Source organism: Kribbella sp. NPDC006257, assembly GCF_040613535.1.
Lineage (GTDB): Bacteria > Actinomycetota > Actinomycetes > Propionibacteriales > Kribbellaceae > Kribbella.
In genome coordinates, this window is the sequence record NZ_JBEXSJ010000024.1 from 17913 (window position 1) to 43572 (window position 25660).

The 25660-nt window shown below is 67.2% G+C and carries 23 protein-coding genes; 9 read left to right on the forward strand and 14 right to left on the reverse strand.

Annotated elements, in window-relative coordinates:
- The first annotated feature begins 1 nt into the window (after position 1).
- A complete protein-coding gene (locus ABZ004_RS26275) occupies positions 2-592 on the forward strand; it encodes a DUF6875 domain-containing protein (RefSeq protein ID WP_355683710.1) in 591 nt (196 codons plus the stop codon).
- A 44-nt stretch (positions 593-636) separates the two neighbouring features.
- Here the strand turns inward: ABZ004_RS26275 and ABZ004_RS26280 are convergent, their stop codons facing one another.
- Both ABZ004_RS26280 and ABZ004_RS26285 read right to left on the reverse strand, forming a co-directional pair.
- The gene (locus tag ABZ004_RS26280; RefSeq protein WP_355683711.1) at positions 637-4290 is read right to left on the reverse strand and encodes a CARDB domain-containing protein; all 3654 of its coding nucleotides are present in this window, start codon (positions 4288-4290) and stop codon (positions 637-639) included.
- A gap of 143 nt (positions 4291-4433) precedes the next feature.
- Positions 4434-5402 (reverse strand): DUF3800 domain-containing protein, encoded by a 969-nt coding sequence (locus ABZ004_RS26285; protein WP_355683712.1) that lies wholly within the window; start codon positions 5400-5402, stop codon positions 4434-4436.
- 432 nt (positions 5403-5834) lie between these two features.
- Here ABZ004_RS26285 and ABZ004_RS26290 point away from each other — a divergent pair, with 432 nt between their 5' ends.
- The 3 genes from ABZ004_RS26290 to ABZ004_RS26300 all read left to right on the forward strand — a co-directional run bounded on the left by ABZ004_RS26290 (position 5835) and on the right by ABZ004_RS26300 (position 7932).
- Positions 5835-6416 carry an RNA polymerase sigma factor gene (locus tag ABZ004_RS26290; protein WP_355683713.1) on the forward strand — a complete coding sequence of 194 codons (582 nt, stop codon included), beginning with the start codon at positions 5835-5837 and terminating at the stop codon, positions 6414-6416.
- Positions 6413-7336 carry a hypothetical protein gene (locus ABZ004_RS26295; protein ID WP_355683714.1) on the forward strand — a complete coding sequence of 308 codons (924 nt, stop codon included), beginning with the start codon at positions 6413-6415 and terminating at the stop codon, positions 7334-7336. Before ABZ004_RS26290 ends, ABZ004_RS26295 begins: the two co-directional genes overlap by 4 nt.
- Positions 7337-7398: 62 nt before the next feature.
- On the forward strand, positions 7399-7932 hold the full coding sequence (locus ABZ004_RS26300) for a dihydrofolate reductase family protein (RefSeq protein ID WP_355683715.1): 534 nt from the start codon (positions 7399-7401) through the stop codon (positions 7930-7932).
- On the opposite strand, the gene ABZ004_RS26305 is transcribed toward ABZ004_RS26300, so the two are convergent.
- The 3 genes from ABZ004_RS26305 to ABZ004_RS26315 are packed head-to-tail and all read right to left on the reverse strand — an operon-like array spanning position 7919 to position 10652.
- Complete coding sequence (locus ABZ004_RS26305; RefSeq protein WP_355683716.1) at positions 7919-8581, reverse strand: response regulator transcription factor; 663 nt, start codon at positions 8579-8581, stop codon at positions 7919-7921. The genes ABZ004_RS26300 and ABZ004_RS26305 overlap by 14 nt on opposite strands.
- On the reverse strand, positions 8569-10293 hold the full coding sequence (locus ABZ004_RS26310; RefSeq protein WP_355683717.1) for a histidine kinase: 1725 nt from the start codon (positions 10291-10293) through the stop codon (positions 8569-8571). The genes ABZ004_RS26305 and ABZ004_RS26310 overlap by 13 nt, the downstream gene beginning before the upstream one ends.
- Positions 10290-10652, reverse strand: coding sequence for a response regulator transcription factor (locus ABZ004_RS26315; RefSeq protein WP_355683718.1), 363 nt, complete (start codon positions 10650-10652; stop codon positions 10290-10292). The genes ABZ004_RS26310 and ABZ004_RS26315 overlap by 4 nt, the downstream gene beginning before the upstream one ends.
- 130 nt (positions 10653-10782) lie before the next feature.
- On the opposite strand from ABZ004_RS26315, the gene ABZ004_RS26320 reads away from it, so the two are divergent.
- Positions 10783-12714, forward strand: coding sequence for an alpha/beta fold hydrolase (locus tag ABZ004_RS26320; RefSeq protein ID WP_355683719.1), 1932 nt, complete (start codon positions 10783-10785; stop codon positions 12712-12714).
- A gap of 7 nt (positions 12715-12721) precedes the next feature.
- On the opposite strand, the gene ABZ004_RS26325 is transcribed toward ABZ004_RS26320, so the two are convergent.
- Positions 12722-13744 carry a GntR family transcriptional regulator gene (locus tag ABZ004_RS26325; protein ID WP_355683720.1) on the reverse strand — a complete coding sequence of 341 codons (1023 nt, stop codon included), beginning with the start codon at positions 13742-13744 and terminating at the stop codon, positions 12722-12724.
- A gap of 116 nt (positions 13745-13860) precedes the next feature.
- Between ABZ004_RS26325 and ABZ004_RS26330 the strand changes: the two genes are divergently transcribed.
- Positions 13861-16191, forward strand: a complete 2331-nt coding sequence (locus ABZ004_RS26330) for a polysaccharide lyase 8 family protein (RefSeq protein ID WP_355683721.1) — start codon at positions 13861-13863, stop codon at positions 16189-16191.
- Here ABZ004_RS26330 and ABZ004_RS26335 read toward each other — a convergent pair.
- Complete coding sequence (locus tag ABZ004_RS26335) at positions 16188-16538, reverse strand: YciI family protein (RefSeq protein WP_355683722.1); 351 nt, start codon at positions 16536-16538, stop codon at positions 16188-16190. The two genes, ABZ004_RS26330 and ABZ004_RS26335, sit on opposite strands and share 4 nt — an antisense overlap.
- Before the next feature lie 85 nt (positions 16539-16623).
- On the opposite strand from ABZ004_RS26335, the gene ABZ004_RS26340 reads away from it, so the two are divergent.
- Entirely contained in the window at positions 16624-17148 is a 525-nt protein-coding gene (locus tag ABZ004_RS26340) for a GNAT family protein (protein ID WP_355683723.1), read from the forward strand.
- On the opposite strand, the gene ABZ004_RS26345 is transcribed toward ABZ004_RS26340, so the two are convergent.
- Positions 17145-17909, reverse strand: coding sequence for a methyltransferase domain-containing protein (locus ABZ004_RS26345; protein ID WP_355683724.1), 765 nt, complete (start codon positions 17907-17909; stop codon positions 17145-17147). The two genes, ABZ004_RS26340 and ABZ004_RS26345, sit on opposite strands and share 4 nt — an antisense overlap.
- Before the next feature lie 55 nt (positions 17910-17964).
- Positions 17965-18924, reverse strand: a complete 960-nt coding sequence (locus ABZ004_RS26350) for an SDR family oxidoreductase (protein ID WP_355683725.1) — start codon at positions 18922-18924, stop codon at positions 17965-17967.
- A 98-nt stretch (positions 18925-19022) separates the two neighbouring features.
- On the opposite strand from ABZ004_RS26350, the gene ABZ004_RS26355 reads away from it, so the two are divergent.
- Entirely contained in the window at positions 19023-19685 is a 663-nt protein-coding gene (locus ABZ004_RS26355; protein WP_355683726.1) for a TetR family transcriptional regulator, read from the forward strand.
- 3 nt (positions 19686-19688) lie between these two features.
- Here ABZ004_RS26355 and ABZ004_RS26360 read toward each other — a convergent pair whose 3' ends face one another.
- Positions 19689-20045, reverse strand: coding sequence for a nuclear transport factor 2 family protein (locus tag ABZ004_RS26360; protein WP_355683727.1), 357 nt, complete (start codon positions 20043-20045; stop codon positions 19689-19691).
- A 114-nt stretch (positions 20046-20159) separates the two neighbouring features.
- On the opposite strand from ABZ004_RS26360, the gene ABZ004_RS26365 reads away from it, so the two are divergent.
- The gene (locus ABZ004_RS26365) at positions 20160-21218 is read left to right on the forward strand and encodes a helix-turn-helix transcriptional regulator (RefSeq protein ID WP_355683728.1); all 1059 of its coding nucleotides are present in this window, start codon (positions 20160-20162) and stop codon (positions 21216-21218) included.
- A 1-nt stretch (position 21219) separates the two neighbouring features.
- Here the strand turns inward: ABZ004_RS26365 and ABZ004_RS26370 are convergent, their stop codons facing one another.
- The 4 genes from ABZ004_RS26370 to ABZ004_RS26385 all read right to left on the reverse strand — a co-directional run bounded on the left by ABZ004_RS26370 (position 21220) and on the right by ABZ004_RS26385 (position 25656).
- Positions 21220-22059 (reverse strand): HAD family acid phosphatase, encoded by an 840-nt coding sequence (locus tag ABZ004_RS26370; protein WP_355683729.1) that lies wholly within the window; start codon positions 22057-22059, stop codon positions 21220-21222.
- 215 nt (positions 22060-22274) lie between these two features.
- Positions 22275-22547 carry a DUF4242 domain-containing protein gene (locus tag ABZ004_RS26375; protein ID WP_355683730.1) on the reverse strand — a complete coding sequence of 91 codons (273 nt, stop codon included), beginning with the start codon at positions 22545-22547 and terminating at the stop codon, positions 22275-22277.
- A gap of 95 nt (positions 22548-22642) precedes the next feature.
- Complete coding sequence (locus ABZ004_RS26380) at positions 22643-25144, reverse strand: LuxR C-terminal-related transcriptional regulator (protein ID WP_355683731.1); 2502 nt, start codon at positions 25142-25144, stop codon at positions 22643-22645.
- Positions 25144-25656, reverse strand: coding sequence for a GNAT family N-acetyltransferase (locus ABZ004_RS26385; RefSeq protein WP_355683732.1), 513 nt, complete (start codon positions 25654-25656; stop codon positions 25144-25146). The genes ABZ004_RS26380 and ABZ004_RS26385 overlap by 1 nt, the downstream gene beginning before the upstream one ends.
- Positions 25657-25660: the final 4 nt, after the last annotated feature.

The following is a 25660-nucleotide window of genomic DNA, read 5'->3' on the forward strand; positions in this document are numbered from 1 at the left end:
CATGCTGACCTACGAGACGCTACATCTGTACTCCGGTAGCGATCTACCCGCTGACGACGGTCCCGACCGCGAGACCGTCGACACGATTCTGCAGTGGGCCAGCGGTTATCTGACCAACCCGCACGAGGATCTCGGTCGCAGTGGACCGGTCTGCCCGTTCGTCTCTGCCTCGCTGCGCAAGGACCTCTTCCGGGTGGCGGTTCATTCCGGAACACCCGATCCGGACGAGGTCGCCGAGATGGTGCTGCGGTACAAGGACTGGTTCGGCAGTCTCGAACCGACCGAGGGTACCGGAGCGCAGTTCAAGACGGTGTTGATCGCCTTTCCTGATCTCGACGACGAGGCGGTCGGCGAGGTGATCGACGGGGTTCAGCTGCGGCTCAAACCGGACTTCGTGGCGGACGGGTTGATGCTCGGGCAGTTCCACCAGTTGCCACCCGAGGCAGGTGGGCTGTGGAATCCGGACTTCCGGCCGTTGCACGCACCGGTGGCATTGCTGGCGATCCGGCACATGGTGCGCAGCGATCTGCCGTTCCTGATCGACTCGCCCGCCTTCGTCACGCAGTACGAGAAGATCTTCGGAAAGAAGTAGCCCCCGCAACCCCGTCGGGACCGGGGTTGCGGGGACCTTTTCACCTATTGGCCGCTGAAGGTGAAGGTGGAGCCTGGTTCCTTGAGGATGTCGCCGTCCCGGGAGTTGGTGATGGTGACGTTGCTCAGTACGGCGTTGCCGCGGGCGCCGCCCATCGCCAAGATTCCCGAGCCGTTGTTGGATTTGTCGATCCTGACGTTGCTGATCGCCACGTTCGGCATCTCACCGCCGCCGGTCTTGAACTGGATCCCGTCGTACGTCGAGTCGTAGATGTCGGTGTCGCGGATGGTGACACCCGGGATCGGCAGGTTCGACGGGAACAGCGTGATCGCGCCGAACTCCTGGTCCTCGTTCCAGAACGCTCCGCCGGTGCGGTAGAGGCCGTTGTTGGAGATCGTCGTCGTCCCGGAGAACGGCAGCGGATCGTGATCGGTCGCCAGCATGATGCCGGGGTAGTTCATCGTGTCATAGATCAGGTTGTTCTCGATCTTGTTGCCGTAGCCGCCGTAGATCGCAATGCCGTTGGCCCGCCACGGCAGCTGGACGGTGTTGTTGGTGAACGCGTTGTCGTGCCCGATGTCGACCGACTGGTCCTTCACGTACTTGCTCGCCCAGACTGCGAGCGAGTCGTCACCGGTGGTCCGGAAGGACGAGTTGAAGACCTTCGAGTTCCGGGTGCCGTTGGCGAAGTTGATGCCGTCGGCGTAGGTGTCCCGGATCCGCATCCCGCTGAACTCCAGCCCGTCGGCCGGACCCCACAGCTCGGGGATGTTGTCGTAGTCGCGACCGACCCAGACCGCGACGTTGGCGTGCTCGATCCAGATGTTGGTGATCTTGGTCCCGGTGCCGAACCGGCCGTTCAGCCCGACGCCACCCTCGGCGTTGCCGTCACCGCCGCGGATCCGGCCGGAGCCGAAGATCGCGAGGTCCGAGATCTGCACATTCTTGTCGATGTCGAAGCCAAAGTTGCCTTCGTGCGGGTGGTTGATGCCGCCCGCGTTCTGCGGCTCGATCGTCGAGTAGAGCTGCGAATACCACATGCCCGCGCCCTTGATCACGGTGTTGCTGATGCCCACCTGGTTGTACTGACCCCGGTTCAGCGGGTCGTCGGTGAGGATCTTCTTCTCCTGCCTCCATTGGCCTGAAGGAATCCAGACGCAGCTGATCACGCCGTTCTGGTCGTCGGTGACGGCGCGCTGGATGGCGTCCGCGTCGTCGATTCCGTCGTTCGGCACCGCGCCGTACTGCGTGATGCTGGTGCAGCCGGCCGGTTGGGTGAGGGCCGGTGCGACCTGCTCGAGATCGATCAGGTCGATGATGTAGAACGACGCGGTATCACCCGAGTCGCGCTGCAACTTGAACTTCGTGCCGGGCGGGTAGGAGCTGCTCAGCAACGCGTGCGACTCGTCGAAGAGCCGGCGCGCATCGCCACCCGGAGTGTTCGTCAGCGCCTCGGGTCCGTCGCTGTTGCCGTACAGCCAGCTGTTGTGCGACGACAGGTTGAGCTTCTGCGCGAAGGTACCGTTGACGTACAGGCTGATGGTCGCGTTGATGCCCTGGCCGTCGGCCGAGTCGGGGATCGAGTTGCGGACCACGATCGAGTTCGTCTGGTTGGTCGAGGTGAATTCGACGTACTGGCCGGTGGAGTTCAGTCGCACCGACTGCCGCCCGGACGATTCCGTGGCGAAGTTGGTGTGACCGAAGGTCCGAAGCGGGTCGGTGTTCAGCAGGGTGCCCGTATAGCTGGCGGCTTCTGCCTCGTACGACGTATAGGGAACCGCCGCGCCTCGGCCGACGACGATCGCCCGCGAGAACACGTTGTTCGTTTCGTTGGTCTCGGCAACGACATTGGTGGCGTCGGCCGTTGCGGTCAACGTTGCTCCGCCGCTGGTTGCTGTCCAGGTTCCGCTTACCGCGACGCTGACCGTCGTACCGGCTGCTATCGAAGCGGTGTTGGTGTTGAGGGTGGTGTTGCCGACGGTGAGTCTGGTGACTGTGGTTGCCCCGGTTGCGGCGGTACCGCGGTTGTTCACCGAGACGGTGAAGGAGACCTGGGCACCGACTGCCGGGTTCGGCGGGTTGGAGGTGATGCCGAGGACCTGCAGATCAGGACCGGGCGCCTGCGCAATCACCAGTTGCGAGGGCGACAGGTAGGTGTTGTTGCTGTCGTTCTGCTCGACGATCGTGTTGGTCGGGTCGACCACCGTGGAGACCGAGTAGCCGCCTTCGGCCCTGGTACCGACGTTGGCGGTGACTGTTGCCGAAGCACCTGCGTTCAGTGCTCCTACTGCGGCGCTGCCGACGACGGTTCCGCCGAGGAGGAAGTTGACGCTGGTGGCTCCGGCGGCCGCCGTACCGGTGTTCTGGACCGTTGCCGACAAGGTGATCGGGCTGGTCTCGTTCGGCGAGGCGGGGGTCCAGGTGGTCGACGTGACCACCAGGTCCGGGTTGGGCGCCGGCGTACCGATGACCTGGAAATCGGCGACCTGGCCGCCCGGTGCACCGGTGTTGCTGAAGATCTGCAGCCGGACGTCGGCGGCCCGGCCGGTGACCGGGATGGTGATCGAGTTCTGGTTCGTCGACGGGCTGAACTGGTAGTCGGTTCTCGGGCTGATGGAGGTGAACGTGGTCGCGGACTGCTCGCGGCCGAAGACCTGGATGCTCTGCGTTCTTGGTCCCCAGGCTTGGTCGGGGTTGAGTTTGACGACGATCGAGTCGAGGTCGGCGTTGGAGCCGAGCTTGACGGTCAGGGTTGCCGGGTAACCGTTCGACTCCCAGTAGGTGCTGATGCTGTTGTCGTTCGCGTTGGCTGCTACGAAGTTGAAGACCGAGGAGGACGCCTCGATCGGCTTGCCCGCGGCGAGGTTGGAGCCGACCGACTGGCCGTTGCGGCGGACGTGGTTGCTGTCGCCGGACTCGTTGCCGGCGGCATCACGGGCGCGTACGTAGTACTCGACGGTGGTTGACGTGGGCTGTGCCTCGGTGAAGGTGAGGACGTTGGCGGCGACGGTGGTGACGGCCGCGTTGTTGCGGTAGACCGTGTAGCCGGTGACGCCGACGTTGTCGGTCGAGGCGGACCAGTTGAGGCGGATCTGACCGGAGCTGGGTTCGATCAGGGTGAGGGCGCCGGGTGCGGTGGGGGCCTGGGTGTCGCCGCCGGTGCCGGGGCCGTAGAGCTCGAACTCTGAGAGCTGACCGGCCGGCCAGCCGGTGTTCGCGGTGATGTTCAGGCGCACGTAGCGGGTGGACGTCGAGGCGAAGGTGATGGTGACCGTGTTGTTGTTGGTCGGCGTGAAGTTGTAGCCGGCGCTCGCGACGATGGTGCTGAACGTGGTGCCGTTCGTGCTGCCTTGTACGGCGAGGGTCTGGGTGCGCGCGCCCCAGCTCGCGGGGAGCTTGAGGACTACCTGGTTCACGGCGACCGTCGCGCCGAGGTCGGCCTGCAGCCACTGGGCGAAGGCGTTGTTGTTGCTCTCCCAGTAGGAGTTCTGGTTGCCGTCGCCGGCGTTGCTCGCCGGGTACTCACCGAGCGAGCTGCTGGCGGAGAGCGTCTTGGTCAGGGTGGTGGCTGTGGTCGCTGTGGTGGCTGCTGAGGCCGTCGGGGCTGCGGTGGCTGCTCGCGGGAGGAACCCGGCGGTGAGGAGCACCGCCGAGAGCACACCGATCATCAGCCGCCAGGCAGGCTGCTTCCGTCGCATGGATTGGTCCTCCGTCGTTCGGGCGGGGGCGGGGAGGGACTGCGTCTCACCTCAGTCGCTACGTAAAATTGCGTAGTTTTGCCAACTTCTTGCGAGACGGTAGTCAAAGGTTGCAGCGCAGCCGTCAGTTCGTCAACACCTCGTCACACTTCGGCGCCGAGAAACAACCGCCGCCCGGAGCCCTCATCCGCCCACAGCGAAGACCGCACCACAAACGGCCTCAGCAGCGCCGTGAGCTCCGAGTCCGCCTGGTTGTGAAGCTCCTGGGTAGCAAGATGCCGAGCCACACCGGCCAGCAGATCAGCCGCCTGAACCCGCGGATCCTCCCGAGAATCAACCTGCACAAACTCCCCCAAACCCCCCACCTCCGAGCCGGCCTCCTCTCCAGCTTTCCTGAGGAGGGTTCGGATGTGGTTGATGCGGTTGGGGGTGAGGGCGCTTTGTTCGTCGTGGACGATGTCGACCACGCTGGTGCTGTGGCGGAGGGTGGTGTCGCTGGTGGTCCAGTGGAGGGTGGTGTCGACGAGGGCGGTGAGGAGTGGCTCTAGTGGGGGCGGGACTTCGCCACGCTCGTCGAGCAGTTTGGTGAGGACGGCGTGGGCTCGGTCGCGGGTGCTTGCCAACTCTTCGACGTCGTCGAGGCGGCCGAGCGCTTCGTAGTACCGGTCTATTGCCGGGCGATTGACGACTCGATGGCGTTTGGTGCGCATCATCGCGACGAAGCTGGCGAGTACGGGGCCGAGGTCTTCACGCAGATACAACGCCAGCGCGGTCTTGCGGAGGTCGGTGTCGAGGCTCGTCCCGGCGGCGTACGTCGGCTCGCCGAGCAGGAAGTCGACCATGCGCTGCACCACGAAGAACCGCTTGTCCGTCAGGTGAACCGAGGCTCGCCCCGCGAGTTCGGCGAGCAGGCACTCGACGGCCGGCCGCTGCCTGAGCAACTGCGTCGACTTGTACTCCGAACGCGGGTGCCGCGCATTCGCCCGGACCCGGCCCACGATCTCGGCCGCCTCCACGGTCTCCAGATCGACCGCGGCATGCGTGATGATCGGCGTACTGGGATCTAGAAGATTGGTACCGGAAAACCCGGACTCGTCACAAGCAATCCACATCGGGACATCTGCTCCTACCGCAAGGCTGCACACTCCACCACCCCAACGCGAACGCCAGGGCCAAGCGCCCGACCCCGCCGGGTCCAGACGCACGATCACACGAACCTCGTGGATCAGTAAGCGGCAGCAGCCTTCTCAGCAGACATTCCCCCATCATGCCAACACCCCCAACCCCCAGCCAGCCGTTTTCCCTCCGCCACCTTGCTGCGGACCGCCAGGCCATCAGTACCGGGGCTGCGCGGGGGTCGCGAGGCGGGCGGCACGGTCAGCGGCTGGCGGCGAGCGCAGTACTGATGGCGTGGCGGTCCGCCACAACGACGCACCGGGTCTCCGGGAACCTTCGGTGCTGGGGCGACACGTAGGGGGTATGTGGGAGAGATTGTGGGGCTGGGGTTCGTGATCGGGCTTGTGGGAGGGCAGCATGGCGGGATTATGACGGCGAGCGATCGGGTCCTCTGGGAGCGGGCGTCCGGAGGGGACTCGGGGGCGTTCGGGGAGTTGTATGACCGGCATGTTCGGGTGATTTACAACTTTCTGTATCGGCGGACCGGGTCGTGGAGTGATGCCGAGGATCTGACGTCGGCGGTGTTTCTGCATGCGTGGCGACGGCGGAACGAGGTGGTGCTCGACAGGGAGTCGGCGCTGCCGTGGTTGTTGCGGGCGGCCGATTACACGGTTCGCAACGAGTGGCGTGCCAAGCTCCGGTACAGAAGAGCGCTTGCGGCGGCGCATCTGCTGGCTGATCACCAGCGGGATCACGCCGATGAGGTGATCGGCCGGCTGGACGGCGACCGGCAACTCGAGCAAGCCCGGGCGGCACTGAAACACCTGCCTCGCCAGCAGCGCGAGATCGTCGAGTTGTGCATCTGGTCCGGGCTGGACCAGCAGGCGGCGGCGATCGCCCTCGACATCCCCTTGGGCACGGTGAAGTCGCGGCTCTCCCGCGCCAGAAAACACCTGCGTGAGCTGGGCATTTCCGATCTTTCGAAGACTTCCGTGGAGACGCAACCATGAACAACCTGATCACTCCGCCGGACCACGACGTACCCGTTTCGGTCCGGCAACGCCAGCGCGACGAACTGGTCGCGATCGTCGATCACGAAGCCGGTGCGCCACGCAGCCGGCGCATCGCCGTACCGCTGCTCGCGGCCGCGGCAGTGCTCGCAGTCACCGCCGGCCTCGCGTTCGCAGTACCGGCTCTGCGCAGCAATGACAAGACAGCCGGTACGACGCCAGCTGCCGGCGTCACGAGAAAGCCCACACCGAAACCCCAACAGGCACAAACCCGCGAGCTCAGCGCTGCCGAGAAAGCTGCCTTCCGCAACCAATGCATCGATTTCACCAACGGCTACCAGGATTCGTTCGCGAGCTTCGAGGTGATCCAGGGGTTCGCATACGTCAGCACCGCGCGGCCGACGCTCGCGAAGAGCTGGCTGGTCGCACGGAAGGGGATGGACTACTGGATCTGCACCCGCAACGGGCACGGCCAGATCGCCAGCGACTTCACCTTCGGCCCTAACCTCTCCGCCCGGCACAAGGACGTGCCCTACCTCTTCGCGCCGGTCGACGGACGCGGCAACGGCGGAGGCCTCTACATCCCGTCGATCGCCCGGATCACCGTTCAGCACGACGGCGAGAAGCCAGTGGAGGCCGTACTCCGTGACGGGTTCTGGTTCGCACCGATGGAGGACTACCAGCCAAAGCGCGGCAGCAACGGAAAGCCTGCCTTCGAGGGCAACCATCTGATCGGCGTGACCCCAGGATGGACGATCCGCGGGTACGACGGCGAAGGCAAGCTGGTCTACGACTCGGCGAAGAACGGCCCGGATGTCCGCAAGTGCTACAGCAACCCGGCCGCCACCGAAGTCTTGGTGGTCAACTCCGCCAAGCACCCGAATCCGGCAACCTGCCAGAAAATGTTCGACTGGCGATGAGTTCTCCTCGCCTGACTCGTCTCAACGATCGACAGTAGATCGAGGAGTAAGGAGTCGAAGCAATGGCGAAGGTGCTCTACTCGGCCAGCATCTCTCTGGACGGTTTCCTGGCCGGCCCCGGCGGTGACATGTCCTGGCTGACCCCCTATCTGGGCCCGAACCCCCAAGTCAGCGAGCTGATCCCGCGGATCGGCTCGCTGCTGGTCGGCCGGCGGACCTTCGACGGCGACGATCCGCACAAGGGCGGCGAGGGTGAGGGCAAGGCGTTCGGTGGCGGCTGGGAAGGACCGCAGTACGTCGTGACTCATCGCCTCCCCGACCACGATCTCCCGGGCATCACCTTCGTCGACGACTTCGGCAGCGCACTCCTGCAGGCGAAGGACGCGGCCGGCGACAAGTACGTCAACGTCCTCGGCGCGACCATGGGCAGGCAATGCCTCGAGACCAACCAACTCGACGAGATCTTCGTCTGCATCGTCCCCGTCCTCCTCGGCGACGGCATCCCCTTCTACCCCCACCTAAGCCCCATCAAGCTCCAGCGACTCAGCCAAACCGAGGCCGCCCCAGGAACCAACCTCTGGTTCAAAGTTCTCTAGGGGACTCCGAGCGGAGGAAGGCGAGCACCGCCAGCACCCGGCGGTGGTCGTCCGGGGTCTGATCCAGGCCGAGTTTGCGGAAGATGGCCCGGACGTGGGCCTCCACCGTCTTCGGGCTGAGCACGAGCGTGTCGGTGATCGACTGGTTGGAACGGCCCTGCGCCATCAGGGCCAGCACGTCGCGCTCACGTTCGGACAGCAGGTCGATCGGGTCGTGCTTGCGACGCCGTTCCAGCAGTTGCCGGACCACCGCCGGATCGATCAGGAGTTCGCCGTTCCCGACCCGGCGCACCGCCTCGGCGAGTTCGGTCAGCTCGGCCACCCGGTCCTTCAGCAGATACCCGGCGGCGGTGGCTCCGGTGGACAGCAGCGCCATCGCGTACTGCGGTTCGACGTACTGCGAGAGCACCAGCACCCCGATGCGCGGGTGCCGTTCGCGGATCCGTTGCGCGGCCACGAGCCCTTCGGTGGAGTAGTCCGGTGGCATCCGGATGTCGACGATCACCGTGTCCGGCAGTTCGCGATCCACCACCCGGTACAACTGTTCGGCGTCGGCAGCCTGCCCGGCGACGACGAACCCGGAGTCCGTCAGCACCCTGGCCACTCCCTCCCGGAAGAGAAGCGAGTCGTCCGCGATCACGACCCGCACGGGAACTCCGCAACCACTCGGGTGCCCTGGCTGGGCAGACTCTCGACCCGCAACGAGCCGTCGACCGACGCGACCCGGTCGGCCAGCCCAGCCAGGCCCGAGCCGGCGGCCAGATCGGCCCCGCCGACACCGTCGTCGGCGATCGTCACGACCAGGCCGTGAGTGTCGTCGACCGAGACCACCACCTCGGAAGCCCTTGCGTGCTTGGCCGCATTGGTCAGCGCCTCCGAGACGACGAAGTACGCCGCGATCTCCACCGGCGCCGGATAACGCCGGTCCGACACCCCGACGAGCAGCACCGGTACGGCGGATCGCTCGGCCAGGGTTCGCAGACAGGCTCCCAGTCCGCTGTCGACGAGCACCGAGGGATGGATGCCCCGGGCAAGTTCCCGCAGTTCCTCGAGGGCAACGGTCAGCCCGTCCGCGATGGCCGCGACCGACTGCCGCAGTACCGGGTCCGCCGACTTCGCCGCAGCCATCCGGGCGTCCAGGGTGAGCGTGACAAGTCGTTGCTGCGCGCCGTCATGGAGGTCCCGCTCCAGCCGGCGACGCTCGCTGTCGGTGGCCGTCACGATCCGCGATCGCGACGCCCGGACCTCCTCCAGCCGGGCACTCAGCTCGGCCTGCAGGCGAAGGTTGTGCACAGCCATCAAGGTGACGGCCCGGACGGAGTCGAGCAGCGCCCCGTCGTCGAGCAAGGCCGAGTCATGCACCACGACCGCCAGCGGTTCACCATCGCTTTCGAGATACGTCGTACGCCGGGAGGCGTCCGCCGATGGCTTCAACGGAGCGCCGTCGGCGGTGACGTAGTCGCCGCCGACCGCGTCCCAGCGAGCCACGACCAGGGTCGGATCGCCGAGCGCCCGCGCGACGGCCCCTTCGAGAGCCTCCCAATCCGATCCCCCGGCAAGCTCCTGCACGAGTCCGCCGACCTTGGCCCGGCGGGTCCACAGCCAGACCAGGCTGAGGAGATAGGCGACCGGATGGGCGAGACCCGCATACACACCGGTCTGGTAGGTCACCCGGCTCGCGCGCGGGTAGGTGTCGTAAAGCTCGAAAGAATTGAAGATCATCTGCACACTCATTGCCAGCAGCAACGGGACGGCGGCGAGCAGCAGCATGCCGGTGATCCGTTTGCGGGCCCGGCTCGCCCGCCACCAACGCAGTACGCAGACTCCGGCCAGCAGGAGGAACATCGGTGCGATGAAGTACACCCGGCCGGGCATTACCGCGTAGAACTCGCGAATTCCGACCAGGCGTTCCTCGTTGATGTGCAGCAGGTTGATGCCGGCGGTGCAGTCGGTGCAGCCGGCCGCGATCGGATCGAACCCGAGCGCGGGGACGACCGTCCAGCACACCAGGCCGACTGCCGTGGCGAGGACGAACCATCGCTCCCACCGACGGTCGAGCCGGCCGTCGGGGAACGAGAGCAACAACCACGCGAGGGCCGGCAGCAGGGCCAGATCGAAAGCGATGCCGAGCGTCCACAGCAACGGGATGCGGGTCGCACCGAAGGGCATCATCGTGTAGGCGAGGCCTGTCAGTACGAGCAGCAGGCCAATCCTGGGCCCGGCGCGGCGGGACCAGGCGACCAGGCCGGCCACGACGTACAGCCACGGCATCAGCATGAACTGCCAGCCGATTCGGCCGTCGGTCTCACGCCAGAGCCAGTAGTAGAGCGCTGTGATCACCACCCCGGCAACGACCGTCATGAGGCGGTTCCGAGGACGGCCGCGATCCGGGCCTGCGACAGCTCGACCTTCGGAATGAATCCGAGTGCGGCCGCCGCCGGCAGCCGCGGACCGTAGTCAGCGGCCGCCCGGATCGAGGTGAGCACGACCGATGGCGGGCTCGGCAGCGCGGCCAGCTGCCGCGCGACCTCGAACCCGTCCAGGTCGGGCAGCTGGATGTCGAGCAGGACGACGTCCGGACGCAGCTCCCGGGCAGCCGCGATCGCCGCGCGTCCGTCGCCCGCCTCGCCGACCACCTCGAAGCCTTGTGACTCCAGCAGTTGGCGTGCCGAGCTGCGGAAGAGCACGTAGTCGTCGACGATCAGGATCCGCGCTCCCACTCCTGCATCGTCCGGGTCCGCCGGGTGGCCCGTCAATCAGGGCAGGCCCTCATTCGTGGTCCGGTGCCGGCCCGGATGCCGGGCGGCCGTTCGGCTGGTGAGCTGGCAGGCACACGGGAAGGGGCCTGCCATGGGCATCAGAGATCATCGTGCGGCCGTCGCCGCGTTCACCGTCGGCCTGCTCCTGGCGGCGGCCGGAGTACCGTCGTCGGCCGCACCGCTGAAGCCGGCTGCCGTCGTACAGGCTGCTGCGGTGCAGCTTGCGCCGTGCGAGGCGGACCCAGGGTTCCGCTGTGGGACTCTCGCCGTGCCGCTGAACCGGCGGCATCCGGACGGCCGGACCATTCCGCTGCACTTCGAGGTGTTCCCGCACACCGGGCTCGCGCCGAAGGCCGACGGCGCCGTGTTCCTGTCCGAAGGCGGCCCCGGCAGCTCGATCACCACCGGACCGCAGTACTACATAGCCCGCACGCTGCTCGCCGAGGTCGCCCGAAGCCGCGATCTGGTCTTCATCGATCAACGGGGACTCGGCCTCTCCGCGGCGATCGACTGCCCCGCCTGGCAGCACGGCGGTCCGTTCTACGCCTCGGCTGCCCAGTGTCACGACCAACTAGGCGACAGCGCCAACTTCTACAGCACGACCGACGTCGCCGACGACTACGAGGACATCCGCCGCGCGCTCGGGTACGGGAAGATCGATCTGGTCGGCCAGTCGTACGCCGGCAACGACATGATCACCTACGCGACCCGGTTTACCGGCAACGTCCGGTCGATCGTGGTGGGCAGCCCGGCGTTGACCGTCGGGATGGACCCGTTCTACGCCTACGCGCCGAAAGCCTGGCCGGAGATGCTCACCACGCTGTGCGGCAGATCCCCCGGATGCCATCGGTCGAACCCGGATCCGGCCGGATCCCTTGCCTGGCTGGCCGCTCGGCTCCGGACGAGGCCGCTGACCGGCACCGGGATCGACTCGCACGGGGTAGCGCATCGCGTCACCGTGACCGAGAACCTGCTCGCCACCGCCATCATGTTCTACGGCGACTTCATCGGCCCGGCGGAGATCACCCAGGCGGCCGTCGCGCTGCAACGGGGTGACACGGTGCCCCTGCTCCGGCTGGCCGCCGATGTCGACCCGGCCAACGGCGGCGACGCCAGCGGTACGCCGCGGGAGATGTCGATGGGGCACTGGCTGGCCAGAACCTGCGTGGATTCGCCGACCCAGTGGGACAAGGCCGCCAGCGCGGAGGTCCGGCAACGGCAGTACGCGGCCGCTTTCCGCGCCGAGCCGGCGATGTACGGGCCGATCGCCAAGGCAGCCTGGGCGCACCCGGGCTACGCCGGCTACCAACCGCTGCCGTGTATCGCCTCGCGCTGGGAGGACCGGCCGAACTTCCAGCCGGGTACCAAGGTCCGCGGCCTGCCGGCCCTGGTGATGGCGGGCGAGCTCGATTTCGGCCAGCCACCGGCCCTGGTACGGAAGGCGACCGACACTCTGGTCGATGCGAAGTACCTGTCGATCGCGGGTGCCGGTCATATCCCTTGGCTGTGGTCCGACTGTGGTGCAGAGCTGCTGCGCCGCTTCATCATCAAGCACGCCCTCGGCGACGCATCCTGCGCGGACACCCCGACGACGCCGGCTTGGTTGCCAGGCAACTTCCCGCTCACCGCGGCTGGTGCTCAACCCGCGAAGCAGCTCAGCGGACCGCCGGCGACGACCGATCTACGCCGCGCGGCCACCGTCGTGGGCTGGACAGTGATGGACGGCCTGCAGCACATCGCCGCCATCATCGGCCGGACCGCACCTGGCCTGCGAGGCGGCTCGGTCACGTACGACGACACGCTCGACCCACCGTTCCGCTTCGACCGGGCGCGCTTCACCCGCGACGTCACGGTCACCGGCGCGCTCAGCTGGACCGGTCCGCAGCTCGACGGCACCTTCACGATCAAGCTCCCGGACGGCTCGACCGCGGCCGCCACCCTCCACGGCCCCTACCGCCAGTACGGCGCCGAGCTCACCATCACCCTCAACCAGCACCAATCCTTCGCCGTCCCCTCCTACTGAACTACGGTCAGCCGATAGGGCCGGTGGAGGCTCGTACCACGAGGTTGGGCACCAGTGAGATCTGGCGGCGCGGTGAGGCGGGCTCGGCCAGGCGGGCTCGGAGGGTTTCGACTGCCAGGCGGCCGAGTTCCAGTTTGGCTGGGGAGATGGCGGTCAGGGGGATGTCGGAGAGGTCGGCGACCTCGTCGTCGTAGCTGATCACCGACAGGTCGCCCGGTACAGAGAGACCGCTTGCGATGGCCGCGTTGAGCAGCATCGTCGCCTCGCGGTCGGGGAAGCAGATGACCGCGGTTGCCTTCTTGCGCCGAACCTCATTCAAGAACCGCTCGACGTCCGCGGTCGTCCAGCGGTCGCGCGATTTCATCAGCACGGGCACGTCGCCGAGCCCGGCCCGGACCTGCGGAGCCGTATGCGGACTGCTCCGCTCCAGATAAGCAATCCGCGTATGCCCCAACCCACGCAAATGCTGAAGCGCAGCACGCGCCCCAGCAGCATGATTCGTGCCGACGAACTCATGCAGCGTGTAGGGGTCCTCCAACCCACGCTCAACAAGCACAACCGGTACGTCGAGGTCGATGCTCGCCCCCTCGCCCGCAAGGATCAGCCCCGCGGCACCGGCTCCGACGAGCGCGTCGACCGCCTCCCGCTCCTCGCCGGAATCCCACTCCGTACTCCGCAACAGCATCTGTGCACTGTGCCGGGCGAGTTCGCGCTCGATGCCGACGATGATCCGCGGGAAGTAGTACGTCATCGACGGCACCGCCACGCCGACCAGCGGCCCGGTCTCGCTGGTCGCGATGTACATCCCCGAACCCTGCCGGCGATAGACGAGGCCGTCCTGGACGAGCAGATCCACCGCCCGCCGGACCGTATTGAGACTGACCCCCTGCTCGCGCGCCAGTTGCGCCTCGGTCGGCAGCTTGCCGCCGGGCCAGCGCAGCTCGGCGATCCCGCGGCGCAGCTCACCGGCGAGATACCGCGCCTTATGCCCGCGCACGGCCTCGGCCGCGGGTACCTCGGATGCGCTCACGGGCCGACTCTACCCACACCCAAGCAGGAAATTCATTCGCATCAATCTGTTGACCCAGCAGATGACTTGACCCACACTCATCCGAACAGCCCCCTGACCCCGCCGCAGGAGCCCCCGTGAAACGACGCACCTTCCTGGCCGGTACGACGGCCGCAGCCGCGGCCCTCACCCTCGACCTCCCGACCGCCGCCTTCGCGGCCCCGGCCGACTTCGCAGCCCTGCGCGCCAAATGGGCCGCCGACCTCACCGGCAGCGCAGCGATCGACCCGGCCGATCCGGACTACGCCGCCGCGCTGACCCGTCTGGACACCGCCGTGAAGTCGTCGCTGGCGAAGCTCGACCGCAGTACGACCAGAAAGCTCGTCTTCACCGATCAGCCGTTGACCGCGGATCCGTCGATCCCGAACACCTACGTCCGGCTCGAGCAGTGGGCCACCGCCTGGGCCACCCCCGGTTCGCAGTACCACGGCGACGCCGCGCTGCTGGCCGACGTACAGGCTGCGCTGGAGTCGATGAACCAGCTCGTCTACAACACCACCAAGGTCGAGTTCGGCAACTGGTGGTCGTGGGAGATCGGCGCCACCCGGCCGCTCGCGAACATCATGGTCATCCTGTACGACGAACTGCCGGCGGCGACCCGGGAGTTGTACTGCGCGGCGATCGACCACTTCGTCCCGGATCCCTATCAGATGTTCCCGCCCGAGCGCGGGCCGATCGTCTCGACCGGCGCGAACCGGGTCGACCTCTGCCAGGCGATCATCGTGCGCTCGCTGATCACCGAGGACGAAGCGAAACTCGTCCACGCGCGCGACGGACTCAGTGACGTCTGGCAGTACGTGACGACCGGCGACGGGTTCTATCGTGACGGTTCGTTCGTGCAGCACACCTGGGTCGCCTACACCGGCACCTACGGGCACGTCCTGCTCAGCGGGATCGGAAAACTCCTTGCCCTGCTGGCGAATTCGCCCTGGGCGGTCACCGACCCCAAGCGGCAGATCCTATTCGACTCGGTCGCGAAGTCCTATCTGCCGGTCGTTCACAACGCGCGGATGATGGACTTCGTCCGCGGCCGTGCGGTCTCCCGCTACAACGCCTCAGACCACGACGACGGCTACACCGCCATGGAAGCAATTCTCCGGCTGGCCAACGGTGTGGACTCGACGCTAGCCGCCCAATGGCGGGCCGCGGTCGCCGGCTGGGTGCAGCGTGACACCTTCGGCAACGTGCTCGCCGTCGCCAGCATCCCGCGCACTGCGCTCATCAAGAGCCTCAAAGGCGTCACCCCGGCACCCGAGCGCGAGAGCCACACCCTGTTCGCGAGCATCGACCGGTCCATCCACCGCCGGTCCGGCTGGGCCTACTCGATCTCGATGGCCAGCCAACGGATCGCCTGGTACGAGTGCGGCAACGGCGAGAACGACCAGGGCTACCACAGCGGCTCCGGCATGACGTATCTCTACGACAGCGACAACGGCCAGTACGCCGACGCGTTCTGGCCGACCGTCGACCGCTACCGTCTCCCCGGCACCACTGTCGACAAGTTGCCATTGGCACCTAAGGCCGGTGGCGAGTGGGGTGCGGCGCGACCCACCACGACCTGGGTCGGCGGCAGCACCCTGGACGGCTACGCGGCGATCGGCCAGGACCTCCAAGGTCCGGTCTCACCGATGCGTGCCCGCAAGTCCTGGTTCTGTCTCGACGAGTACGTCGTGGCGCTCGGCGCCGGCATCACCGGCACCAGCGGGTATCCCGTCGAGACGATCGTCGAGAACCGCAATCTGCACAGCACCGGCACGAATGCTCTTACTGTGAACGGGATTCCCCAGGTTCCGAACCTCGGCGACTCGACCTCGGTCGACGCACGCTGGGCTCACCTGGACGGCGTCGGCGGCTACGTCTTCCTCAACGGCAGCCCGACCCTGCAACTCAAGCGCGAGGAACGCACGGGCGCCTGGCGCGACATCAACACCGGCGGCCCGACTCCCCCGATCACCCGGCGCTACCTGACGATGTGGCTCGACCACGGGGTCGACCCGAGCGCCGCGGCGTACGGCTATCTCATTGCGCCGGGCGCATCGGCGGCTCGCACCAAGCAGCTTGCGCAGTACTCCGGCCTGTTGGTGCTCCGCAATACGGCCGACGTCCAGGCGCTCCTGGTGGGCGAGCTGCTGATGGCCAACTTCTGGAAGGCGGACCGGATCGCCGAGCTGACCGCGGAGACGCCTTGCTCGGTGATCCGGCGCGTGCGTGGTCGCGAGATCGACATCGCCGTCTCCGATCCCACCCAACTGGCAACCTCCGTCAGCCTGCGCATGTTCTTGCCTGGGGCAAAGGTTGTCCGCGCCGACGAAGGAGTCGCCGCGGTCCGTACCCTGCTCGGACTCACCATCAGCGCCGACGTCACCGGCGCGGCGGGGGCGAGCAAAACGCTGACGGTCCGAATCTAGTAATCGGCACCGGCGGCGAGCATCACCGGACGGATCTCGACTGCCAGGCCGTCGATCCTCGTGTCGGGGAGAAGGTCCGCGAGTTCGAGCGCGCGGGCCTTCGACTCGACATCGACGAGGTAGTAGCCGCCGATCGAGGTCGGCTGGAACGGGCCGGGGCGGATCCCATCGGCCGCGATGACCGTGCTGGTGGTGGGATCGGCGAGGGCCTGCGTGCTGACCAGTTCACCGGCCTCTTCGGTGGTCCGGCGGAACTCGTCATGGCCGCGGCGGACCGACGCCCGCTCCGCCTCCGTCAGATCGTCCAGCGCTCGTGTATCGGCCTGCAGGATCAGTAAGTACTTCACCGGCCCACTCCTTCGCTCCGGTCGCCCACCGCGACCCCTCGGTAGAAGTACGTAGCCGATCGCGCCGCTTTGACATGATGGCCGCATGTTCGTCACCACTGAGCGGCTGACCTTGCGCCGGTTCCGGCCCGAGGACGCGGCGGCCTTCTCGGCGTACCGGTCGGTGCCGGAGGTTGCCCGCTACCAGTCCTGGGACGCACCGTTCAGCTTGGAGAAGGCGACGGCCGCGGCGAGGCGCTTCGGCGAGGGCGATCCGCTGGCGGCCGGGTGGTTCCAGTACGCGATCGACCTGGACGGCGAACTCATCGGGGACATCGGGCTGAATCTGCACGAGAACCTGATGCAGGCCGAGATCGGGTTCACCCTCGCACCGGCGTACCAGGGCAAAGGGTATGCCACCGAAGCGGTGCGCGGGTTGCTCAACCATCTGTTCGTCGAGCGCAACCTGCACCGCGTCTCGGCCGAGTGCGATGCCCGCAACCTCGCTTCGGCAGCCCTGCTCCGACGACTGGGTTTCCGCGACGAAGGCCTCCGCCTGTCCAACACCTGGTTCAAGGGCGAATGGACCGACGACCTCTTCTTCGGCCTGCTACGTTCCGATTGGACCTAGTTTCCGCGAGCAGCCCAGGCTCGTGCGGTCAGGGAGATCGAACCGTCCGCAGCGATCGGCAGCCGGGACCGCACCTCGTCCCGCAGCTCGACCTGAGCCGCTTCGTCGAGCGAACGCAGATAGGCCGGCGCCGGCCCTTGCCCACCGAGGAACGGGTTCCAGTAGTCGTCGAAGGATTCGAAGACAGTCGGTACGACGATGGCGCGGGTGGTCACGTCGTTGAAGCCGGCCTCGGCGAAGAGCTTTTCAAGGCCCTCCGCCGTACAGAAGGGGAAGCGAGCACCCTCGTCATGGGCGCTGTCCTGCGGCCGGAGGGCGATCATGCCGTCGAAGAAGTACCGCATCAGCTGCATCTCGCCCGCGTAGTCCCAGACGTAGACGGCGACGGTTTGGCCGAGTTCCCGCATCCGGCGGAGCGCGCCGCTGCGGTCCGGCACGAAGTTGAGGACGAGCCCGGCGACGATCACGTCGAAGGATTCATCCGGCAGATCCTCGGCACCGCGGACTTCGAACCGCACCCGCTCGTCCTGCACGGTCTGCCGCGCATGGTCGAGGAAGGCCGGCGACGGATCGATGCCGACCACGGCGGCCGGGTTCGCCGTACCGAGGATCGTGCTGGTCAGCGCGCCGGTGCCGCAGCCGACATCGAGCCAGCGCAGTCCCGGCGGCTGGTCCAGCCAGCTGACGAACTCAGCAGCGACCTTGCGACTCCAGCGCCCGACGTACGACTCGTAGATCTCCCCGCTCGACCAGACGTCCATCTCAGCAGCATAGATTCGCCGAAGCCGCTGCCGCGATATTCGTCCGCTTCCACGTTTATAGCTCGGCAGCGGGCGAAATAACGGTGTTCGGCGACGATGCCGGGAGGGCGACGCCGGTGAGGCGTTCGGCTTCGAGCCAGAGGCGGGTGTTGGCACGAGGGTCGAGAGCACGGGCCGGGGAGTTGACCTTTTTGCTCGGCCCGGTCATCTCCATGAAGCCACTCGGGCCGTAGTACGAGCCGGGCTGTACGTCGGGAGCGGTGGCGGCGTAGAGGAGCGGTTCGGCGCCGACCTCGACACCCTGCTTCGGGATCGGGTTGTGGCGCGTGAGGAACGCATACCAGCCGGGCAGCTTGTCGCGCCCCAGACTCGCACCGGCGGACTGCAGGTTGGTCTTGGTGTAGCCGGGGTGGGCCGCAGTACTCAGCAGGTTCCAGCCTCGCTCGGCCGCGATCGCGGCAAGCTGGTGGCTGAACATCAGGTCGGCGAGCTTGGACTGCGCGTAGGCACTCGTCGACCGGTAGCGGTTCTCCCACTGGAGGTCGTCGAACTGGATCTTCCCCCGGTTCGCGACACCGCTGCTCATCGTCGCAACGCGCGGCGCGGGGGCGGCGAGCAGCAACGGGAGCAGCCGCACCGTCAGCGCGAACGGGCCGAGGAAGTTGCTGCCGAACTGCAGCTCGAAGCCGTCCTTGGTCAGCATCCGGCTCGGCGGGATCATCACGCCCGCGTTGTTGACGAGCAGGTCCAGCGGTTTGCCGTCCGCGATCATCCCGGCCGCGAACTCCTCCACCGACGCGAGGTCGGCCAGATCGATCCGGCGTACCTCGAGCTTCGCCTCCGGATGAGCAGCAAGGATCTCGTCGCGCGCCGCCTCACCCTTCGAGACGGTCCGAACAGCCAGTACTACGTGAGCTCCGGCGGCCGCGAGTCGCTTGGCCGTCTCCTTGCCGGTGCCACTGTTCGCGCCGGTGACGACGGCGTACTTGCCGGTCTGGTCGGGAACGACGTACATGAGCTTGCTCCTTAGTAAAAGACTGCTGGTCTGTTACAAAGGAAGCTATCAGACCGATGGTCTGATGACAATAGACCGTCGGTCTGTAAGATGTCGGCATGACGTTTCAACGGGCCCGGAGCGAGGAACAGCGCGCGGAGCGGCGGCGGACCATCCTGGCCACCGCCGAGACGATGCTGACCGAGATGCCGGTCGCCCAGCTCAGCCTGAACGAGCTGAGCCGCCGGGTCGGGCTGGCGAAGTCGAACGTGCTGAACTACTTCGAGTCCCGCGAGGCGGTGCTGCTCGAACTCGTCGACACGCAGACTGCGGCGTGGGTCCAGTCGCTGGCCGACGGGCTGGCCACGGTGGCTCCGGCCGCGTCCGTGGCGGAGCGTGGCGAGCAGTTGACGGCCGTCGTCGTCGAGACGCTGAAGGCGCGGCCGGTCTTGTGCGATCTGGTCAGCGCGCAGGCGGCGGTGCTGGAGCACAACATCTCCGCCGAGATGGCGCTGACGTTCAAGCGTGCGACGGTGGGGCACTTCCGGCGGATGATCGAGGTGGTGCGCGGCGCCCTGCCGGAGCTCGGCGAGGAGGGCGCGGCGCAGTTCATCTCCACGGCGGCGCTGCTGGCCGGCGCGATCTGGAGCCACGCCTGCGCCGGCCCAGCCATCCGCGCCGCCTACGAGGCCGACCCGTCCCTCGCCGCCCTCCGCATCGAGTTCGAACCAGCCATGACCCAAAGCCTGAATGCCCTCTTGTACGGCCTACTCCCCCGCTAGTTTTCAGCTGGCAAACAACGGAGTCTGGTCGGCGTAGATGCGGAGGTTGGTGATCAGGCCGGCCTCATCGACCTCCCAGATCGTGACCGCGGGGACGGTGACCTCTTTGCCGTCCAGCCGCTGGTAGGTCACCTCGGTCTCGGCGATCGTCGCCGCACCGACTGCCCATTCGTGCAGTACTTCGTGCCGCGATCCCTGGATCATCGTGAAGAACCCGGCGTTCCCGACCATCACCGCGTCCTTGCCGATCAGCGGATCGTTGTTCCCCATCACGAAGCGCGCATTCTCGGCAAGCATCGCCCGCATCGCGTCCAGATCCTTGCTGTCAACGGCTCCGAAGACGGTTTTCGCATCAGGCATGACTGAATCCCCCAGTAGTTGTCGTTGGCAAAGACCCTACGGATCGCGCAACCCATCGGCTATGCCACATTTATGGGGTTCTGCCGGGACCCGGTCGCATGTGACCATCGAGAGGTGAACCATGCCACGCGAGTCCGTGCTTACGACCGGGTGGCGCTGCTCGCGGATGCGAAGCTGGCGTTGCCGGACCTCTTCGACGAGGCCGGCCGCATCCTGGCCGGCGCCCTGCCCCGCGATGCCGCCTGCTGGCACGCGATGGATCCCACCTCATTGATCGAGACCAGTTTCGCGATCGAGTCGATGCCCGAGCCGAATGCGACCACCGCCGAGGTCGCCTACCTGGCCGGCGACTACAACAGCTTCGTCGAGCTCACCCAGCGGCGGCGGCACAGCGGCGTACTGAGTGAGGAGACCGGCGGCGATCTGCGGCTCAGCCGGCGCTATCGCGAGTTGATGGAGCCCGAGAACATGCTGGGCGAGCTGCGGGCCTCCTTCGTGGTCGACGGCGCCGGCTGGGGCTGCGTCGCCTTCTTCCGCGAGGCGCCGAACGACTTCACCGCCGAGGAGCGGGACTTCGCCCATCACCTCTCGCCGTTGCTCGGGCGGGCGTTCCGGGCCGCGGGAGTCCATGCGCGAGCGGCCGGACCGAGTGCGGATCTCTGGCCTGGCGTCATCGTGATCGGCAGCGATCGGAGCGTCGAGTCCGATACGCCGCCGGTGCGGAACTGGCTGCGGGAGTTCGGTTTCGAGGGGCAGCCGGACCGGGATCCGCTGCCGTTCGAAGTACTGGCGCTGGCCGAGCGGGTGCGCAAGACCGGTTCGGAGGCGAACGCCCGGGTGATGGGTGATTCGGGGCGCTGGATCGAGATCCATGCCGCGCCGGCGACCCACGGGGATTCCTGGGATCAGCGGGTCGCGGTCGTCGTACAGGCCGCTTCGGTGCCGGCGATCGCGCCGCTCATCTCCGCGGCGTACGGGCTGACCAATCGCGAGCGGGAGCTGACCGAGCTGGTACTCCAAGGCTGCGGTACGGCGGAGATCGCGGCGCAGCTGTTCGTCTCGCCGCACACCGTGCAGAGCCACCTGAAGTCGATCTTCGCGAAGGTGGGCGTGCGCAGCCGCCGGGAGCTCGTCGGACGCGTGAACGCCAAGCCGGAACTCCCGGCGTACTGAGTTACGGCAGGTAGTAGTTCGGGTTCGGGAGCTTGAAGGTCCGGTCCGCGAAGCCGCCCTTGAGGTCGCTGAACTGGTCGCCGAAGTTGGCGACGATGTCGTAGCCGAGCGACTCGATGTGCGCGCGGGTCGCCGACTTGTAGTGGATCGTCGTGCAGGCGCCGTTCGGGTCGGCCGCACAGGCGGTCTTCAGATAGTCCGGGTAGTTGGCCAGAGCCGGCTTGGTGAACAGGCCGTCCTCACCGTTGCGCAGGGTGGTCGGCTTCGGATAGCCGGCGTCGACGCCGATCCCGTCCTCGGTCAGGTTGCCGAGCGTCGCCGCTTCCTGCGCCGCGCCACGGCCGGTCAGGAAGAAGATCGCGTAGCCCTCGCGCTCGGCCGACTTCACCAGGTCGACCATGCCCGGGACGGCCGGGAACCGCTGCTCGGTGACGAACTGGCCGTTGGTGGTGGGGTTGAACGCCCAGTTGCTGGCGATCTCGTAGTTCCAGGTCGCCAGCGAGGTGTCGTCGACGTCGAGGAGGATCGCCTTGGTACCGCGGGTGTGGTGCCGGCTCGCCAGCCAGTGCTTGCCCTGCTTGGCGACCGACGTCGCCTCCTTGGCGTAGTTGCTGTCCGCGCCGAAGGTGCCGGAGCCGAGCGGGTCACCGTAGTAGTTGCGGATCTGCTGCCGCAGTACGTCGATGTTGGTGATCTGGTGCTCCGACCGCGGCGTCGAGGTCTGGATGGCCGGCTGCTGGGTGGCGACCCCGGCCGAATACGCGACCCCACCGACGACGGCGGCGACGGCCACGGCGGCGGTACCGATGAGCAGCGGGCGGCGCCAGGAACGGTTGAACATGATGACCTCTCCAAGAACGGGAGTGCTTGCAGAAGCAAACTAACCCCGCACCCAGCCGAAGATCCCGCACCCACCCCCAACTCGGGGGGAATCCTCCGCACGTCGTCACCTGGCGCCGCCGCACCAGAACTCTCCGCTGCACGGCGACAGGCGCTTGCGTCCGAAGAAGTGGAGGGACGTGTACTCCACTTCTTCGGACGTAAACCAGGGCTCGGTCAGTGGTAGAAGTACGGGTCGAGGACCCGGACCTCGGTGATCTTGGTGACCGGGAGGCCGTTGGTTTCGGCGGCCAGCCGGATCGCCTCCGGGTTGGGGCCGTCGTAGATGCAGTACGTCGCCTTGTGGTCCGGCGAGACGTACGAGTGCACCCAGGTGACCCCGTGCTGCGCGTTCCCGTCCACGACGTTCAGGCACGCCTTCACGCCCCGGTCGTCGGTCGGGATCTCCAGCCCTTCCGGAAAGCTCCGCTCCACCAGATAGCGAGTCATAACAGGTCCTTTCATCGAGCGAAGGCGTCCATCGCCTTCTGACCTCGACTCTGCCGGGTCTGAGCCGGGCAGCCATGGGGAGCACCTCCCCATCTTCAGCCGCCGGCTCCCCATCTTCGAGCAGCCTCTTGCCGGGTCGGTACGCCGAGCTTGCCCAGGATCGACGACACATGATGGTCGACCGTCTTGGGTGAGATATGGAGCCGGGAGCCGATCTCCGCATTGGTCAGATCTTCGGCCAGCAAAGCCAGTACTTCGGTTTCGCGCGCCGTCAGATTCGCAGGGTTTTCCCGGCTGGCCCCACGCGGCCGACGAGGCAGACCCTGTACGCCGTTCTGCCGCAACCGGCGTGCCACCAGCTCCGCGGCTGGCCAAGCACCCAGCTGCTGGAGCTCCTGGAGCCCGGCGATCTGTTGCGAGGGATCAGCGAGTTCTGTCAGAGCCAACGCAGCTTCGTAGGGGCAGCCGAGCTCTCGCCAAAGAGAGCTGTTCTTGTAGGGCTCAGCCACAAAGTCGGGCAGCTCGACTAGCTCGCCCGTAGTACGGAGCCATGAGCCGAGCTCGCCGACTGCCCAGGGGTGTTGGAGCTCCAGCGAGAGTTCGTAGGTGTCGGCGACAAGCCCTTCTATCGCGTCGTTCCGGCCTTGTAGCCAAGCATGTTCGGCCCGAGCAGCCGCGGCCGGCCAGAGCCGTTGCAGGTCACCAGTCTGGACGGCGAGCTCCCAAGCCCGCAGGAGTGGAGTCTCTGGGTCCGGATCACCCCGACGAGCGCGCAAGCGTCCGAGCACCGTGTTGACCACGATCTGCGAAGGCACGTGCTGGCGGTGTTCGGTGATCACCTGGTCCGCCAGCGCGGTGGCCTGGCTCCAGTGGCCCTGCTCGAACATGGTCCGCGACCGCCAGGCAAGCGAGTAGCTCAACGACGAGTCCAAGTCGCGAGCAGCGCACCACTCGGCTGCTCGCGTCAACCAGTGGTCGGCCAAGGCATACCGGCGGACCTCTCCGGCTCCCGAGCCGAGATTCATCATCGCCTGGGCGGCGCCGGAATCGTCCTCGGCCTTCGTAGCGATCGCCAGGCTGTCCTCCAGCAACGAGACCGCCCGCTCCGCATCCATCAGCCAATGCGCGCTGCCGACCGAATTCAGCGCGCGTCCGAGCGTCCGGTCATCTCCGAACTGCCGGGCGTACTCGATCGCCGTCGTCCCCAGCGCGATGGCCCCTTGCATATCGCGACCCAACATCAGCAGCCGGGCCATCGCCGCCTGTGCCTGAGCCAGCGCCGGTCCGGGTGGCCGTTTCTCCAACAGGGCAACACTTTCCCGGGCCAATGCATGCGCCTCCGCATTGCGCCCAGACTTCCAGAGTGCGTGTGCGCAGCGCGCCATCGTCGCACCCTGCCGATCGACCTCGCCGATCCGACCCCACAACTCCGCCGCCCGTTGAGAGGACTGAATGCTCACGGCCAGATCACCGCTGTCGTCCGAGGACTCGCCGTGCCGCTCCCAAAGCTCAGCCTGCACAGCGATCGGAGCACTGTCGGCGTGCCGGACAGCTCTGGCGTAGTGAGCAGCAGCCTGCCGATGCGCACCCAACTTCGCCGCTCGCCTCGCCGCAACCGGCGCATGCTCCAGAACCGCGGCCCGGTCCCCCGCGGCTTCCGCGTGATACGAGAGCCGCGCGGGATCGACCTCATCAACGCCGGCCAGGTAGTCGAGGATCTGCCCATGCAGGACAGGCACCCGCACAGCCGGTACGTCGGACTCCACGGCGCGCCGAGCAAGCTCGTGCCGGAACCGCACCGAACGCCCTTCCAGCAAAAGCATTCCAGCCTCGACACACTCCTCGAGCCCGCCCGCATCCACCAACGCGATCTCAGCCCGGTCCGGAACCAGCGAGACCACATCGAGCGCAGCCCGAGCCGCCGGACTCAACCGCGCAGCCCTTGCCAGTACCGCGTCGCGCACGGTCGCGGGCAACTCGTCGCTGGGCGCACTGAGCACTTCCGTGACGAAGAAGGGGTTCCCGCCGGTCACCGCGAACAAGTCGTCGCCCTTGCGGCCCAGCGGTTCGGCCAGCGTGGCAACGGCTTCCCGGGTGAGCGCGGGCACCTGCAACCGGCGTACGGACGGGGCTGTTGCCAGGTCGCCGAGGACGCGGCGGAGCGGGTGGTCCCGGCCGACCTCCTCGGAACGGTAGGTGACGATGACCAGCGCCTCGCGGTCGCTGATCCGGCGGCCGACGAAGAGCAGGAGATCGAGCGTCGCCTCGTCGGCCCAGTGCGCGTCTTCCACCACGACGACGGATCGGCCGAGCGAGTCCAGGAAGGCGGTGAAGATCGCGTGCCGGTCGGTGCTGGTCGCCAGCAAGCCGGCGAGTTCCGGGGTGCCGCGCGCGATGTCGTGCAGTGGGCCGAGGGCGCGCGGCGTACCGAGGGCGTCGCAGAAGCCGTAGCGGACGGTCGTTGCGGCCGGCAGCGTCGCGCAGAACTCCCGGATCAGCGAGGTCTTGCCGATGCCTGCCTCGCCCGCGACGAAGACCATCGCCCCGGACCGGATCTCCCGCAGGGACGCCACCAGCGGGCCGCGCTCCAGGAACATCAGACCTGCTTGGTATACCGGTGGCAGGGCACCGGGATCGTGCCGCTCTCCGTTCCTACGGGATAGTCGAAGGCGCCCGCATCGGTCCAGCCGCTGCGTTCGTAGAACCGGCGGGCACGCGCATTACCCGTCGCCACCGCGAGCCAGGCCTCGTCGTGCCCGTTCGCCTTGACCTGCCGTTCGGCCTCGGCGATCAGGACCCCTGCGACGCCCGAGCCGCGATGGCCGGCGGCGACATAGACCTGATCGACCTGATCGCCGAGAACGATCACGAACCCGGCAACCTCCCCACCGGAGCCGGCACCGGCGGGATCCGGGAGCGGCGGGTCGGCGACCGCGACGGTGATGGTGGGGATCCGGTCCGGAACCCCGGTCAAGAAGTGCTCCTTGGTCCGGTGCGCCACCAGTTCGTCGGGGACGTTGCCGAGGTGGCCGTCGTACCACCCGGAGTACCAGATGGCGGCGACGGCGTCGACGTCGGTGGCTTCGGCGGGGCGCAGCGTGATCGTCATCCCG